This is a genomic window from Ruminococcus sp. (genome assembly GCF_019417665.1).
GTDB lineage: Bacteria > Bacillota > Clostridia > Oscillospirales > Ruminococcaceae > Ruminococcus_C.
This window is the reverse complement of record NZ_DXUU01000004.1, coordinates 88,806-105,811: the sequence shown is the minus strand read 5'-3', so window position 1 is coordinate 105,811 and position 17,006 is coordinate 88,806. Positions and strand designations below refer to the sequence as shown.

At 49.9% G+C, this 17,006-nt stretch carries 11 protein-coding genes and 2 tRNA genes; 5 read left to right on the top strand and 8 right to left on the bottom strand.

Annotated features, from left to right (window positions below):
• The first annotated feature begins 462 nt into the window (after positions 1-462).
• Both QZ375_RS02265 and QZ375_RS02260 read left to right on the top strand, forming a co-directional pair.
• Complete coding sequence (locus QZ375_RS02265; RefSeq protein ID WP_295214609.1) at positions 463-2,859, top strand: glycosyl hydrolase family 65 protein; 2,397 nt, start codon at positions 463-465, stop codon at positions 2,857-2,859.
• A 175-nt stretch (positions 2,860-3,034) separates the two neighbouring features.
• A complete protein-coding gene (locus QZ375_RS02260) occupies positions 3,035-3,538 on the top strand; it encodes a hypothetical protein (RefSeq protein WP_295214606.1) in 504 nt (167 codons plus the stop codon).
• 383 nt (positions 3,539-3,921) lie between these two features.
• Here the strand turns inward: QZ375_RS02260 and QZ375_RS02255 are convergent, their stop codons facing one another.
• The 8 genes from QZ375_RS02255 to QZ375_RS02220 all read right to left on the bottom strand — a co-directional run bounded on the left by QZ375_RS02255 (position 3,922) and on the right by QZ375_RS02220 (position 14,521).
• Positions 3,922-4,830, bottom strand: coding sequence for a M15 family metallopeptidase (locus QZ375_RS02255; RefSeq protein WP_295214603.1), 909 nt, complete (start codon positions 4,828-4,830; stop codon positions 3,922-3,924).
• A gap of 43 nt (positions 4,831-4,873) precedes the next feature.
• Complete coding sequence (locus tag QZ375_RS02250; RefSeq protein WP_295214601.1) at positions 4,874-6,202, bottom strand: hypothetical protein; 1,329 nt, start codon at positions 6,200-6,202, stop codon at positions 4,874-4,876.
• 16 nt (positions 6,203-6,218) lie between these two features.
• Complete coding sequence (locus tag QZ375_RS02245) at positions 6,219-6,803, bottom strand: sigma-70 family RNA polymerase sigma factor (RefSeq protein WP_295214598.1); 585 nt, start codon at positions 6,801-6,803, stop codon at positions 6,219-6,221.
• A gap of 178 nt (positions 6,804-6,981) precedes the next feature.
• Positions 6,982-8,670, bottom strand: coding sequence for a leucine-rich repeat domain-containing protein (locus tag QZ375_RS02240; protein WP_295214595.1), 1,689 nt, complete (start codon positions 8,668-8,670; stop codon positions 6,982-6,984).
• A 39-nt stretch (positions 8,671-8,709) separates the two neighbouring features.
• Positions 8,710-10,203 carry a leucine-rich repeat domain-containing protein gene (locus QZ375_RS02235; protein ID WP_295214593.1) on the bottom strand — a complete coding sequence of 498 codons (1,494 nt, stop codon included), beginning with the start codon at positions 10,201-10,203 and terminating at the stop codon, positions 8,710-8,712.
• Positions 10,200-11,465 (bottom strand): leucine-rich repeat domain-containing protein, encoded by a 1,266-nt coding sequence (locus tag QZ375_RS02230; protein WP_295214590.1) that lies wholly within the window; start codon positions 11,463-11,465, stop codon positions 10,200-10,202. The genes QZ375_RS02235 and QZ375_RS02230 overlap by 4 nt, the downstream gene beginning before the upstream one ends.
• An 88-nt stretch (positions 11,466-11,553) precedes the next feature.
• On the bottom strand, positions 11,554-13,374 hold the full coding sequence (glmS, locus tag QZ375_RS02225; protein ID WP_295214587.1) for a glutamine--fructose-6-phosphate transaminase (isomerizing): 1,821 nt from the start codon (positions 13,372-13,374) through the stop codon (positions 11,554-11,556).
• A 271-nt stretch (positions 13,375-13,645) separates the two neighbouring features.
• A complete protein-coding gene (locus QZ375_RS02220; RefSeq protein ID WP_295214584.1) occupies positions 13,646-14,521 on the bottom strand; it encodes a DUF5131 family protein in 876 nt (291 codons plus the stop codon).
• 332 nt (positions 14,522-14,853) lie between these two features.
• Here QZ375_RS02220 and QZ375_RS02215 point away from each other — a divergent pair.
• The 3 genes from QZ375_RS02215 (at position 14,854) to typA (ending at position 16,968) form a co-directional block, all read left to right on the top strand.
• Positions 14,854-14,929 (top strand) — tRNA-Thr (locus QZ375_RS02215).
• Positions 14,930-14,958: 29 nt separating this feature from the next.
• Positions 14,959-15,043 (top strand) — tRNA-Tyr (locus QZ375_RS02210).
• 101 nt (positions 15,044-15,144) lie between these two features.
• Entirely contained in the window at positions 15,145-16,968 is a 1,824-nt protein-coding gene (gene typA, locus QZ375_RS02205) for a translational GTPase TypA (protein ID WP_295214581.1), read from the top strand.
• The last annotated feature ends 38 nt before the right edge of the window (positions 16,969-17,006 follow it).

Here is a 17,006-nt window from a genome sequence, read left to right as displayed (position 1 = left end):
TTTCAAACCAAAAGTGAAGCTTTAGGCGTGACAGAGTAGTAGGGGCGGCTATCAGCTGCCCGTTTTTGCAGCCACTACTTTTTTATCGGTAAAATGGCATTGCTGCCAAAGTAAGCGGGCTGTTGCAAGCAGTCAAAATCCAATAGGAAAATGGTGCGATGTGGGCATCGCACCCTACAAGTCACCCCGAATTCTATAACGTTTTGTAGGGGTCGATGCCCACATCGACCCGCAGATCGGGATTCTGCTGTCCTTGCACCTGCAAAACCTACTGCAATCTATTACAATTCTATTTTTTTCACAAATCCCCTTGCAAAAAATCCTGTTCTATGGTATGATAAACATGTACAGCCGACATACCGCTGTCGGCTGTTTTTTTGTACGGAAAGACAAGGGGAATTCTGATTTTTCCCATTTCGTACATAATGATTGAAAATAAACATGCAAAGGAGATTTCTACCCATGCAGTACGGTTACTTTGACCTCAAAAACAAAGAATATGTCATTGACCATCCGGATACTCCGGCGCCCTGGGTCAACTACTTAGGCTCGCCGGAATACGGCGCTATGATTTCCAACAATGCCGCCGGCTATAGCTTTGTAAAGTCCGGCGCAAACGGCAGAATCAGCCGTTTCCGCTTCAATTCCATGATGGCACTGCCAGGCCGCTTTATTTATCTGCGTGACAACGACACCGCAGATTATTGGTCGGCATCCTGGCAGCCTGTGGGCAAACCTCTGGACACCTACAAGAGCGTCTGCCGCCACGGCACCGCTTATACCGTGATTGCCGCAGACTATGCCGGCATTTCCTCTGAGGTAACTTACTATGTACCCATCGGTGCAACTCATGAAGTATGGCGTGCTGTCATCACTAACAACAGCGACAAGCCCAGAAACCTCTCCGCATTCGGCTTTGTGGAATTCACCAACGACAACAACTATGAACAGGATCAGGTCAATCTCCAGTACACCCTGTTCATCACCCGCACCACCTTCGAGGGAAACAAGATCCTCCAGCACATCAATGAGAACAGCGGCAAGGATGAAACTGGCTCCAACCACAGAGAACGTTTCTTCGGTATGGTGGGCGCACCGATTTCCGGCTATAACGGCAATCTGGACAGCTTCATCGGACCGTACCGCACCTATTCCAACCCCATTGTGGTGGAACAGGGCAAGTGCACCGGCGAGATGAACTACAACACCAACGCCTGCGGTGCGCTCCAGAGCGACATCGTACTCCAGCCCGGGGAGTCCAAGGAACTGATCTATGTCCTGGGTCAGAAGGACAATGCCCAGGCAAACGAGATCCTGGCTTCCTATGAGACTGCCGGCAAGGTGGACAAGGAAGTGGAGGAACTGAAGGCATTCTGGCACGGCAAGCTGGACAACTTCCAGGTAAACACACCGTCCGAGTCCTTCAACAACATGATCAACGTATGGAACGCTTATCAGTGCTTCATCACCTTTATCTGGTCTCGTGCAGCATCCTTTGTATACTGCGGTCTGCGTAACGGCTACGGCTATCGTGATACCGTACAGGATATCCAGGGTATCATTCACCTGGATCCAGAGCTTGCGGCGGACAAGATCCGCTTCATGCTGTCTGCACAGGTAGACAACGGCGGCGGTCTGCCTCTGGTAAAATTCGACCACAATGCCGGTCACGAAAATACCCCGGACGATCCGGAATATGTCAAGGAAACTGGTCACCCGTCCTATCGTGCAGACGATGCACTGTGGCTCTTCCCCACCATCCGCAAGTATGTGGGCGAATCCGGCAACAAGGCATTCTATGACGAAGTCATTGTCTATGCAAACGGCGGCGAGGATACGGTCTATGACCACCTGAAGAGAGCCATCCGCTTCTCCATGGAGCGTCTGGGCGATCACAATATGCCTGCTGGTCTCCACGCAGACTGGAACGACTGCCTGCGTCTGGGCAAGAAGGGCGAATCCACTTTCGTGGCATTCCAGCTGTACTATGCAATGTCCATGATGCTGGAGCTTGCCGCAGAGCGGGGGGATGAGGAATACATCACATACCTGACCAAGGCACAGAAGGCACTGGGCGATACCCTGTCCGACTGCTGGGATGAAGATCGCTTCATCCGCGGCATCCGTGAGGACGGCGTTGTGGTAGGTGCAAAGAAAGACCCTGAGGCTTCTATGTGGCTGAATCCCCAGAGCTGGAGCGTTATTTCCGGTTTTGCATCCAAGGAGCAGAGCGACAAGGCTATGCAGTCTGTTGCAGATATTCTGGACACCCCCTATGGCGCAAAGCTGCTGGATCCGCCGTATATCGACCACTATTTCGACGGTGCGCTCATGCACATCTTCAATCCGGATACCAAGGAAAACGGCGGTATCTTCTCCCAGTCCCAGGGCTGGCTCATTCTGGCAGAGAGCCTACTGGGACACGGCGACGCTGCATTCCGCTATTTCGAGGAAAGCTCGCCGGCATCCATGAACGATAAGGCAGAACAGCGTGTGCTGGAGCCGTATGTTCACGGTCAGTTCACCGAGTCTACTGCTTCTCCCTATGCAGGACGTTCTCACGTACACTGGCTGACAGGTACTGCTTCCACTGTTATGGTAGGCTGCGTGGAGGGTATCTGCGGTATGCGCCCGGATGCAGACGGTTTACACATCTGTCCGTCTATCCCGGCAGCATGGGACGGCTTCACCATGGAAAAGACCTTCCGGGGCAAAAAGCTGTCTATTACGGTCAAGAACCCGAACCATGTCCAGAGCGGCGTGGCTTCTCTGACACTGAACGGCACAAAGCTGGACAGCGACTATGTTCCGGCCGCCTCTCTGGCTGAGACAAACGAGGTTGAGGTCGTATTGGGCTAAGCACAGAAACAAAATGAAATGAAAAAAACCGCTTTTCCTCTGGATGCACACATGGGAAGGGCGGTTTTTTTGTTTTACAAGAAGATAACGTGAAAATAACCAGATCGCTATTCAAAGCAAGGCGTTTTGTGCTATAATAGTATCAAAATCCACTCAAGAATCACTGGAGGTTCTCATGAAGAAAAAACGCCGTTATATCGGGATTTTTATTATTATGATACTGTTTCTTCTTTTCTGCGTCTACATGATATTCCCGATGTCTCTGGGGAATCATATTTCGGAGAACCAGGCGCTTTCCGCCGCTGTCATTGTCTCCCATGTGACGGAAAAGGGAAAACCGGATGCGACCAGTGAAACCTATGAAGTATCACCGGATTCCCAGGAATTCGAAGAAATCACCGCATTGCTGAACACATATACCTATCACCGCAATTTCAGGAGCCTGATTCCACTGGGTAATTACACCATGGACAGGCAGACGACCACGATTATTCTCTCCTCCGAGGATTGCTGCATCACCCTAACAGACGGCGGTGATCTGACGATAGACAAATCCACAGGTACAGGTACACGACTGTATTCTATCGGCTATTTCGGAAATGGTAAAGCAAAACAGCTGTGTGGGGAAATACAGGACATCCTGAAAAACTGCACGCCTACGGAGGTCATTGCGGATTGATGTGACAACCTTATCTTTCCTGAAAGTGGAATGGGAAGTCAATCATTTCAAAAATGCCGCTTGACAAATGCACCCCGGCATAGTATAATAAAAGAAAGAGAGCACACCGAAAGGCGGTCGCTCCCAAAATAAGTTTACGCTATAGAAATAGCCGCCTTACTGGGGAGTCAGGCGGTTATTTCCGTTTATTGCTATTTTGCAAAACCAAAATGATATCACATGCAAAAGAGACCGCACGCAAACGCACGGTCTCTTACTTTTTATCCTATGAGAAAATTGATCAATCTATGTGTGGGAGCTCCTACATTTACACCAGATTCGTGCGGTTGGTTGGCGGATAATATCCGCCCCCCTACAATGGGTTTCAGAAATAGCAGGAGTTCTCACCCCTGCCACGGCTCTGCATACACCGAATCCACGCCGAGATATTCTTCCAATGTCAAGTTGTATTTCTGTATTTCCTTTGCCGTATCCACACCCACATACCGGATATGCCACGGCTCGTACTGATAGCCAGTGATCGCCTCTTTTTCCTCCGGGAAACGAATGATAAAGCCATATTCTGCGCAGTGCTCCGCAAGCCATGCCGCTTCGGGCGTTTCGCCGAAGGCATCGTCAATGGTATTGCAGTCAATGGTCAACCCCGTCTGGTGTTCGGAATGCCCCGGACGTGCTGAAAAGGTATCCGCCTTTTCCCAGCCGTATAACTCACAGTAATTGTTGTAGATCTTCACCTGATAGGCATAGTCACGGAAATCAGATCCATCATAGATATCCAGACCCTCTTCCGCTGCCCCAGCACAAAGCTGTTCAAACGCTGCTTCTGCGACGGGCTGCAAGCCAGGATTGTAATCCTCCGGCAGACCGTAAGACTTGTTGACGATCAGAATGCCGTCCACATAAGTACAGCCGTTCCGTTCCTCCAGCTGGCGCACCGTCAGCTGAATACATTCCTCCTGAGAAGTCAGCTGACAGGTTCCCTGCATCTTACCGGTGACAACGCCGTTTTTGTCCACATCCGCAACAGCACTGTCGCTGGTATCCCAGTGAATACTGCTGTCCAGCTGTATGGTGTTACCCTCCAATACTGCCAGAAAACCATCCGACTCCCCCTGTGTCGTCTCCCCTGCTTTTGCATTCGTCGCAATGAAACCATTCCTAGGAGTTCCCGACTGATTATGTGCATTGGGCACAAACAGCAGCCAGATAGAAAAGGTCAGCACGCCCAGGCAGATCACCAGAGAAGTCCAGGCGATCCCCTTAGAAAGCTTCGGGTTCCATTGTCTTGCCATCTTCATTCACATCCTTGTTCTCGTTTCCCGGAGAGTTTTGCAATTATTGTGCGGTATAAATCGTCTCTTCGTTTGTCACGGTCCAGCCGCCAACTGCATTTTCAGCATCAGCATCGAATACATACTGGATCATCTTGACTTCTGCAATATCCTGCGGTGCGATTGGCTCACTGTAGCAAATGACGATAGTTTCAATCGTATGATCCGCATTCCACTCTGCATATTGCTCCGTTGTTTTCATATAGCCATCTGGTAAAGTAAGAGTATTGGTTACAGATTCAGTTAGTGCCCCTTCCAGCATATAGGGATCTGTAGCCACTTTTCTCCCATCCTTCAATACCAGAACAAATTCCACATTTTGATCGACCTCATCCATCTTTGTGGGATAAGAAAACTGTGCAGACAGCGTTTGCAATTTTACATCACCGTAAATATATTCTGCTGTAATTGGTTCGTCTACTGCAAAATCCAACACAATTGATGTGTGCCACATACCGTCAACTGCACGATCTGAAGCATTATACAGCTCGCTATATTTATCACTTATCAACTGATCGAAGTTGTGTTCTCGCCGATAAGATTTCCACGCATCCAGATCGAATGTATCTGGGAGTGTATCTTCCTCTAGTCCTTCCAGCGCATCTTCTCCCAGAGTTTCTCGAATATACTGATTCCGCTGCTCCATATCAAATGCACACACCTCGTCATGTATCGCCTGTATCTGCTGCGATGTATAAAAATTCTGAAAAGTCAGATCCAGTGTTTTCCCTTGTAAATCCGAATCACGGAGAAACAGATTCATATGATACACGTTTTCTTCCGTCTCACTGGCTTTCAGATTATACCAATTTCCAGAATACACTAGCGGTTTCGATACGCCATCCGCACCAGTGGCTGTCATATCCACAACAGACAACAGATCATCTGACAGCTCCACGCCATTAGCAGCTCTTACCTCAAAACTCAACATCACCTGACTGCCATCCCCATACATACCCAACAGGGAAAACTGCACATCTGGATTGGTGCTGTCAAAGCTTGCCCCCGGCATGGTCACAAGGTCTCCCATTTTCTCCGGGGATTCCGGTGTCTCTGTGACAAACAGGCTCTGGAAAAATTTGTCCACCCCTCCGAGACCTGCCGCCGCAGTGATCATGGTACCGCCTGTGACAAGCACCACTGCCGCAGTCAATACCCCTGTCAGTTTTGTGAGCCGGAAACGATTTCGCCGTTTTTCTGCAGATGCCGTTCCCGTTTTTGCAAATACCTGTTCCATGATAGTATTCGTGGCAATGGGCTGAACAGCGATCTCCGGTATACCATTTTTCTCTGCGTCATAGTGATCGAATAGATCGTAACAATTCCGTTTCATAATATGTCTCCTTTCCTCAGACTGATGCTAACCGAATCTGCTGTACTGCTGGTGAATCCTCATAGGCATAACCACGCTCCACCAATTCCTGCTGAAGCTTTTTTCTTGCCCGGCTCATGCGCATTTTCACAGCGGACTCTGTCATATTCACTGCATCTGCCACCTGTTTCACACTCTCATAGCAATAATAATACCGCACCAGGATCTCCCGGTCTTTTGCTGAAAGGGTATCCAGCACATCCTGCAATATCTCCGCCAGAAGCTTTTTATCAATCACTTCCTCCACATTTTCCGGGGCGCAGATTTCTGCCAGTTCCTCCAGATCAATGGTCTCGTGGTAGCTTCGGATACGGTTTTTGGCACGATTTCGGGCAATGGCAGCCAGATAGCCGGAAAGCTTTCCGGCTTTCAGTTGTTCGGTATGTTCCCACACGGCAACAAATACATCTGCCGTCAGTTCCTCCACATCCGATTCCGACAGATATTGCCCAATGATATTGCGAACAATCGTTCCTACATAGGGACTATATGTCTGTATCAGTTCTTTCAGCGCCTCAGGCTGGTGCAATCTGAGACGATGTATGAGATTTCGTTCCCTCATGATGGTTTCCTCCTTTCGTCTGTTTCACGGCCGTTCACCTATAATAACACAGGCAGAATGGAATTGGTCACATGGGGAAAGCATGAAAAAGAGACAATCAAAAAACAGCACACCAGACGCCTGACAGAACAATGGTTACGCATATCTGCTCAGGACAGCGGTATGCCGTCATAGATTATTATTTTATATCGGGTGTATCCTGCGGTTTGTCCGCATCCGCATGTCCAAAGGAATGGGTCATGCCATGGGACAGAGTCTGGTCATAGGAAACGACCTCCGATGCCGTTTCCTCCTCATCCTCATCAATGATGCTGCGATAGCCGTCGTCGAACGCTTCATCCTCCGCCGGCTTCCCCGCATTCCGCTGAGAAAGGGGTGTTTTCTGGATTTCCTTTGCCTCACGCAGTGCCATCTTTTCCTCGGCAGTCATCATGCTGTGACGTACGATCCGCACTGCCACAAAGATCACTACCAGCACTGCCGCTGCAAGCGCTACCCAGAACACAAGCCCTGCCCAATTGAAGTTCACGGACTTAAAGTTCAGGTCTACTTCGCAGTTTTTCACATAGTCCGATGCAGCGCCGGTATAGCCCATAAGCAGAAATCCATCCAGTGCCTTGATCCGAATGGCATCGCCGGACTCCGATTCCACAGAAATGATATCCTCGCTGGTATCGTCATCCTCCGGCGAGATACAGCCGAAAGCATATGTACCGATACTGGAAACACGCTTAGGCAACTGCACTTCCATGAGATCATCACAGCAGAAAAAAGCATAGTCGCCGATCTCCAGGTCATCCCCCTCGCCGCCGTCCTCATCGTCTGCACCCATAAAGGTTACGGAAGTCAGACCGGTGCAGTCTGCAAAAGCAGTGGTACTGATGGTCGTGACGCTTTCCGGAATGGTCAGGGAAGTCAGACCGCTGCAAAAATCAAATGCCATTTCGCCGATGTACTGCAGCTCCTCATTCAGCGTCACCTGCTGTAAATTCGACGCAGTGAAAAATGCGCCGGCATAGATTACCAGCACACCATCCGGCACAGTGAATGCCGTATCTGTACGCCCTGCGGGATACAGGTAGAGAATGCTCTTTTCGGCATTATAAAGGACATTGTCCTCGGCAGTATAAGAGGGATTGCCTTCTTCTACCGTGATCTCCTGCAAGCCGGGACATGCCACAAAAGACATCGCACCGATATCCTCCAGTGTCTTCGGAATATGAAATTCCGTCAGGGAAAGGCAGGCATAAAAGGAATAGCTGCCCAACTCCGTCAGTTTTTCAGGGATCGTAATGGATTCCAGAGAAGTGCAGTAATAAAACACCTGGTCACCCATGGTCTCCACCGTCTCCGGCAGTTCCAGCGTGGTCAGGGACGAACAATAACCGAATGCCATATCGCCGATGGAATTAACAGCATCGCCCAGTGTCACTTCTGTCAAACCGGTGCACCCGAAAAATGTACCGCTTTCAATTTCTGTCACCGTATCGGGAATGGTGATGGATGTCAGACTGGTGCAGCCGTAAAATGCGCCTGTTCCGATTTCTGTCACCGTGCCAGGGATCGTCACCGCCTGAAGAGACTCGCAGTTGGCAAACGCCTCTTCACCGATGGATACCACGTGATATCCGTCGATCTCTGGCATAATGCTGATATGGGTTGCCGAAGCAGTGCACGAAGTCACGGATACTTCTGTGTTGTTCAGAATCGTATAGGTCAGAGTCCCATCGTCAAAGGTATTGGAACTGGATTCCGTCTCCTCCGCCAGAACCGAACCCATCGGTGCCAGCATACATGCCGAGAATACAGCGGCAGCTGCTGCCGCCATCCATCGTCCCAGCCGGGTGAAATGATCACGATGCTTCATGTTTTTCTATTCCTTTCCGTGATGGATACAATCCATTGCTTACCGTTTCTTTGCTTTCTTTTTTCCCTTGGGATGCTCCGCCGCATGGCGGCTCGTGGGACGGATACGATTCCGGTGCCGGTGCACCAAAACCAATACCGCAACAAGAACTGCTGCCCCAAGGACAACTGCCCCTACAATGATCCAAACTGCATAGGAACTGGTTTTCCAGCTGCGCAGATATGCAGCAACAGCACTGCTGCCCTGGTTGTGCACTTTCAGCAGGTCGATCCGTTCGTACTCGCTGCTGTCCGATGCAGTAGAGGGCGTGTAATATCCCACCGCCTGGTCACCGATTTCCGTAATACTCGATGGCAGCGTCAGATCCAGCAGTGCCACACAATTGTAAAAACATTGGTCGCCCAGAGTCGTGACGCCCTCTGGGATATTGATATCCGTCAGTGCAGCACAGGAATAAAAGCAGTGATTCCCCAAGGTCTCTATGGTGGATGGCAAGGTGATCCGCTTCATTGCCATGCAATAGGCAAAAGCGGCGCCTTTCAGTTCCGTCACGCCTTCGGGCACAGTTACTTCCTTTAGGCTGGTGCAGTAATAAAAGCAATCCTCGCCGATCTCTGTGACACCGCCCAGATCGATCTGCTCCAAAGTCGTAGCACCAATAAAACTCCAGTCCGCCAGTGTCTCACATTCCTCCGGTACAGCATAAGTCGTCTCCGTTCGTGCCTGCGGATAGCGGATGAGCGTAGTGCCGTCTGCGGTGAACAATACCCCATCCTGTGCCATATAGGACGGATTTTCCCCTGCCACAGTAATTTCCGCCAGCGCCTGGCAGCCGTCAAAGACATATGTACCCAGTTCTGCACAGGTAGATGGCAATGCCACCGCAGTCAGTTCCTGGCAGTTCTGAAAGGCATAATCGCCGATCTTCTCCAACCCCTCCGGCAGAGTAATCTCTGTCAGCGCAGTACAGCTATAGAAAGTCTCGTTTCCGATCTCCCGTACTGTATCCGGCAGTTCCAGAGACGGCAGATAGCTGCAATTATAAAAAAGCGCATCCGGCAGCACTGTCAGCGTGGATGGCAGCTGCACCTCGCTGAGCATGGAACAGGATTCAAAAGCGCCCTTTCCGATCTCTGTCAACCCTTCCGGCAAACTTACTGTACAGAGCATAGAACAGGAAGAAAAAGCACTCTCCCCGATCTTGGTCACACCCTCTGGTACTTCCATAGAAGTCAGAAAGCCACAGCTTATAAATGCTGCATCGCCAATCTCCGTCACAGGCTTTCCATCAATCTCTGTGGGGATCTGTACGGCTGTGGCTGCTGTATCGCAGGATGTAATGATAATGCCGCCGCTGTCGTTCTCCCGATAGGTAAACACATCATATGCGGCATCGCCGGAAGTATCCACAGCAATACCGCTTTCTTCCTCTGCAATGCTCTCTTCTTCCAGTGCCGCACCCGGCAGCGCCAGTGTAACGCAGCACACAGCGGCTGTCAGAAAACTGCACCAGAGCCTGCCTGTTCGCTTCATTCTGTTTCCTCTTCTGTTGCCGGTTGTTCCTCCGATTTTGGAGACGCTCCCAGAGTCTCGTTTTTGGCTTTCACCTTTGCATCTGCTTTTTTCACCGGTTTTCCGGATTTTTTCCCTTTTCCGCCAAAGATCAGCAGCAGACCGATGATCAGCAGCACAAGAACACCTGCCCCCAGCAGAATCCATTTTCCATACTGCTGCCACGGACTGGTTTCCTTAGATTCCACCTGTACGGCAGTATCCTCGCTCTCCACTTCTTCAGACATCACGCTGCGGAAGATAAAGTTGTTGGAATAGTTGTTCTCCGAATCCGAATCGGTGCAGTAGGTCTGCGCCTGAGAACCCACTGCGCCATAGACAACAAAGTCTTTCACCGGTGTCTCCATATCCTCCTCATAGCCAAAGGCGCAGAAGCCAATGGCAGAAACGCTGGAGGGAATGGTCACTTCTTTCATGGCAGTGCCGGCAAATGCCGCCATCTGAATTTCCGTCAGACCATCTGGGAACTCCACCGTTTTCAGATTAGAACATCCGGCAAATGCTGCCGCTTCAATCAGTTCCAGAGAAGCCGGAAGGGTCACTTCGGTCAATCTGGTGCAATAAGAAAAGGCGTACTGCCCGATCTCCGTCACAGAGTCCGGCAGTTCCAGGGAATCTAACGATACCCAGGCAAATGCCCAATCGTCCACATACAACAGGCTGTTCGGAAATGTCACAGACGTCAGGCTGGTCTGTGCAAATGCCGATGTCCAGATCTCCACAACACCGTCCGGAATGGTATAGGATGTTTCTGTAGAAGCCGGCGGATAGAGGATCAGATCAGCACCATCTGCGGAAAAGAGCACGCCGTCTGTAACAGCAAAGGCGGCATTTCCATCCTCCACAGCAATGTTCTCCAGAGACGAACAACCGAAAAAGCAGGAATCCTGTATGGTCTTCAGCGTCTCCGGCAGGGTGACCGACACAATATCTGTAATTTGTGCAAAGCAGCCGCCGCCCAGATCAGTAACAGTATAGCTGTCCAGCTGAGTGGGAATGGTGACTTCTGTATCACTGCCCACATACCGGGAGATCGAAGCATTTCCCTCTTCTGTCAGGGTGTATTCAAAATCACCGCTGGTATATGTAACTTCCTCACTGCTGTCCTCATCCAGGCTGTCTGCGTCAATCACGCTGCTTTCCTCCGCAGAAGCCGGCATGGCAAATGTCAGCGTCAATGTCATAGCCGCTGCCAGAAACAGCGCGAATTTCTTGTATTTCATCAATGTTCTCGTTCCTCTTCTTTCTGCACAAAGTTCAGGCAATATCCTATCAAGCCGATAGACAGTATTGCCTTTTATCGTGCTGCCTTTATTCCACAGTAACGGACTTTGCCAGATTCCGTGGTTTATCCACATCGTTGCCCTTGAGCACGGATGTATAATAAGCGATCAGCTGCAAGGGCACTACTGCGATCATAGGCATCAGCAGATCGTCAAACTCCGGCAAACCGAATTTCAGATCTACCGCATCCGGATCTACATCATCACTTTCCCGGCAAACCAAAATCACCTTTGCACCCCGTGCTTTTACTTCTTTAATATTGCTGATGGTCTTTTCCTTGAGTGCCTTCTGGGTCGCCACAGCAATGACCGGCATATTTTCTGTAATCAAAGAAATCGTGCCGTGCTTTAGTTCCCCTGCTGCATAGGATTCCGAATGAATATAAGAGATCTCTTTCAGCTTCAGCGAGCCTTCCATACTGAGGGCATAGTCCAGACCGCGTCCGATATACAGCAAGCTGTCTGCGGTAATCAGAGAAGATGCAATGTACTGCGCCTGTTCTTTATGCTCCAGAATCTCGGTAATACTGTCGGGAGTCTCCTGTAACAGTTCCACCAGACGACGGCACTCTGTCTCGTCGATCTTTCCCACAGCCAGCGCCAGTTCAAAAGCCAAAAGATACATCACAGCGATCTGCACCATATACGCCTTTGTAGATGCCACGGCGATTTCCGGGCCAGCGTGGGTATAGATGAGCATATCTGCTTCCCGGGCAATGGAACTGCCCATAGCGTTGACAATCGCAAGAGTCTTTGCACCCAAAGATTTTGCCAGACGCATTGCCGCCAGACTGTCTGCGGTCTCGCCGGACTGAGAGATAATGATCACCAGATCACCTTCGCCTACCAACGGATCACGATAGCGGAATTCTGACGCAATATCCACTGTCACCGGCACCCGTGCCAGCTTTTCAATGACATACTTCCCCACTGTACCAGCGTGCATTGCCGTACCGCAGGCGACCACATGGATATGACGGAATTCCCGAAGCACCTCCAGCGTAATGCCGCATTCCTCCAGATTGGGCAGGCCATCCTGGATCCGGGGCAGAATGGTATTCCGGATGGCAGTGGGCTGCTCGTGGATCTCCTTGAGCATAAAGTGGGCATAGCCGCCCTTTCCGATCGCCTCCACATCCCAGTCAGCAGTTTTCAGTTCCTTTTCCACTGGCTGACCGAAAGCGTCATAAATATGTACGCCGTCTCTGCCCAGAACAGCGATCTCCTCATGTTCCAGCAGGTAATAGTCCCGGGTATATTCCAGGATCGCCGGCACATCTGAAGCAATGAAGCTTTCTGATTCGCCCACGCCTACGATAAGGGGACTTTCGCACCGGACTGCATAGACCTGTTCCGGGTGGTCTGCGAAAATGATACCCAGGGCATAAGAACCCTCCAAATCACGGACAGTTTCAGAAATGGTCTGGATGGGACTGCCATTATAGCGGTAATCCAGCAGCTTTGCCACGACTTCTGTATCTGTATCACTGTCAAAGGTCACGCCTTTGGACATGAGATAATCTTTCAGTTCCTTATAATTTTCAATAATACCATTATGGACAATGGTCACTCTGCCGCCGCTGTGGGGATGAGAATTCACATCGGACGGTTCCCCATGAGTTGCCCAACGTGTGTGTCCGATGCCCACCTGACCGCAGGGTCTGCCCTCCTGTTCCATTCGTTCCTCCAGGTCCTTCAGGCGGCCTTTGGATTTCGCTACAGTAATTGTATTATTTTGGAAAACAGCAATGCCAGCGGAGTCATAACCCCGGTATTCCAGCTTCGAGAGACCGTTCATAAGAACATCCGTACAATCCCGCTTTCCCACATATCCAACAATTCCACACATAATCGTGCCTCACTTTCATTTCAAGCCCTGGGATTACGATAATCCCATCTCATACGAATCCCTGAAATGGAAATAAAATAGATAAGGCAACAACCGCAAGTTTATCTATTGAAGTTTGAGGGATTCGTATTACTATCATAGTAGGTATGCAAACGGCAAAAAGAGCCTGATATTACATACTATAGATTATAACATAATAACAACAAAAATGCAACTGATTTTTTGGTGAAAATTACGTGATTGAGGTGTGCATGCTGCAAATTAGTCCGGCTCATCGCTCACACTTCCCACAATTACTACACCCATTACAAAACGCCCGGCTGCCGCACATCTCACAAGTTTCCCGGAAATGTGGTGTATACAGCATCCACTCTGGAATTTCCCGGCCAAGTTGATCACACAGTTTGAATTCCATTGGTTTTCCTTGATAATTCATACCCGATTTCAATGCCATCTGAGACTGGATCCGTTTATTTGGCAGAATGTACAGCTTCCGATCCTTCACAAAGCGTGTCCCTGTCTCAAAAAAATGGAATGTCACATTTTGTGCTTCACAAGCCCGGCGCAGTTCCTGCACCCACTCAAATTTACAGATCCTTGCACCATCGTAGTTCTCCCCACCGCAGCCTACTTGTTCAATCTGTCCTGTTTTCAGATATTCTTCCAGCCGTACTTCTTCAATCAATGGCGCACAATTGATACCCTTATGCTTGAACGGCAGTTCTAACAACAGTGGAATTCGTTCGTCCGCCCTGCGCTGATTCTCACATGTCACATTAAAAAAGATATTTTCCCAGCCATCTTCCCAATCCTTTGGGAGGCATTGTGCTGCACGCTGCAGACGCTTTGTCAGCAGATAAAATTTCACATCACTGCGGATTCTCATGATTTCCCATGCCTCATCACGCCACAAATCTGCTTCCTCCAGAAAGAAATCCGAAGTCATACACACCCGAAGCATTTCACCGGGCTGAACCTTATAAGCACCCTTGCGGTTTTTGTGCAGCGGATAATCAAAATTGCCCTTGGTGCGATAAATTTTCGAACCATCCTGATCACGCATCCGATCAAGAAAATACATGTAACAGTTTTCACAGCCCTCGCTGACTTTTTTGCAGCCATGCCAGGGATTCCAGATGTCATGCATGAGTTGTATTCCTTTCTCTGCGACAATTTGAAAATTTACGTTATATTTCATATAACATCATAGCATACTTTTTTCTGCTTGTAAAGCAAATGGTATAAGACAATACTGTACAAAAAAGACCCGGCAACTTTGCACATACACGGGTGGCAGAGCAGCATAGCGTCTTAATCCCATGATTTGAAAAGAAAAATAAAATGGTTTTATAATCATAAAATAGAATTGTACAGCATTATTTATTTCTGATTTGTCTTTGATAACTTTGTTTTTCAAAAACATAGGAATATTTGCTTGACATCCTGGAAAAGCTATGATATAATAATTATCGTTGCAGCGCTGGTGTAGCTCAGTTGGTAGAGCAGCTGATTTGTAATCAGCAGGTCGGGGGTTCAAGTCCGTCCACCAGCTCCAATTTCTACAAAAACATACATATGTTACATGGGGGAGTTCCCGAGTGGCCAAAGGGGGCAGACTGTAAATCTGTTGCTTCTTGCTTCGATGGTTCGAATCCGTCCTCCCCCACCAAAGAACAGGCAGACTCTTCGGGAGTTTGCCTGTTCTTTTTTTCGATTTCATGTGTATGACTTGTAGATACCAATAAAACCATGGGAAAGAGGAAAAGAAATATGGTACGAGAGGATTTAAGAAATGTTGCCATCATCGCTCACGTTGACCACGGCAAGACAACTCTGGTAGACGAAATGCTCAAGCAGGGCGGCGTGTTCCGTGAGAATCAGGCCGTGGCAGAGCGTGTCATGGACTCCAACGATCTGGAGCGTGAGCGCGGCATTACCATTCTGGCAAAAAACACATCCGTGCGCTATGGCGACACCAAAATCAACATCATTGATACCCCGGGACATGCCGACTTCGGCGGCGAAGTAGAACGTGTCCTGAGTATGGTAGACGGTGCCCTGCTTTTGGTAGACGCTGCAGAAGGGCCTATGCCTCAGACACGATTCGTGCTGTCAAAGGCACTGGAAATGAACCTGAAGATCATCGTTGTGGTCAACAAGATCGACCGCCCGGACGCCCGGCTGAACGAGATCGCAGACGAAGTATTGGAACTGCTCATGGATCTGGATGCCAGCGAAGAGCAGCTGGAAAACACCCCGTTCCTGTACTGCTCCGGCCGTGACGGTACAGCAAGCTTTTACCCCTATGAAGTCGGCACGGATCTGAAGCCCCTGTTTGACACCATCATGTCCTATATAGATCCCCCGAAGGGCGAGCCAGACGAACCCCTGCAAATGCTCATTTCTTCTATTGATTATAATGAGTATGTGGGCAGAATCGGCATCGGCCGCATTGCACGGGGTACTATCCAGGTGGGACAGCAGGTGCTCCTGGGCAACTACCACGATCCAGAGAATACACGCCGCAATAAGATCGTATCTCTGCTTCAGATCCAGGGCTTGCAGCGTGTGCCGGCAGAAACTGCAACCGTAGGCGATATTGTCTGGATCAGCGGTATCGAAAACATCTCCATCGGCGATACGGTCTGTGCACCGGATGCCTTTGAGCCGCTGCCTTTCACCAAGATCAGCGAGCCAACGGTAGAAATGACGTTCAGCGTCAACGACAGCCCCTTTGCCGGACAGGAGGGTAAATTTGTTACATCCCGTCAGCTCCGTGACCGTCTCATGCGGGAACTGCTCCGTGATGTTTCCCTCCGTGTCACCGAAACGGACAGCACCGATGCTTTCCGTGTGGCTGGCCGCGGCGAAATGCACCTGTCCATCCTCATCGAAAATATGCGCCGTGAGGGCTATGAACTGGGCGTTTCCACGCCTCGTGTTCTGTATCACGAAGTGGACGGCAAGCGCTATGAGCCTATCGAAGAGCTTTCCATTGACGTACCGGAAGAATGCGTCGGCTCTGTTATGGAAAAGCTGGGTGCTCGGAAAGCAGAATTGCAGGATATGCACCCCCAGGGCAGCCGCACTCGTCTGACTTTCCTGATCCCATCCCGTGGTCTCTTCGGCTATAAGAGCGAATTTCTTACCGACACCAAGGGCGAGGGCATCATGAGCAGCGTATTCCACGAATATGCACCTTATAAGGGCGATATTCCCCGCCGCAGTACCGGTTCCCTGATTTCCTTCGAGACTGGCGAAGCAGTCACCTACGGTCTGTTCAATGCCCAGGAACGTGGTTCCCTGTTCATCGGCGCCGGCGTGCCTGTATATGAGGGTATGGTTGTGGGCGCTTCTCCGAAGGCAGAAGATCTGGTGGTCAATGTCTGCAAGCGCAAACATCTGACCAACACTCGTGCAAGCGGCAGTGACGATGCCCTGCGCCTGGTGCCGCCTCGGAATCTCAGTCTGGAGGACTGCCTGGAATTCCTGGCAGATGATGAGCTTCTGGAAGTAACACCGAAATCCCTGCGTATCCGCAAGCAGATCCTCAGCAATCAGCAGCGTGCAAAAATGCGTGGAAAAATCAAATAAGCGGCTGCCATGCCGCTCCTGCCCGATTGCAGCGGTAC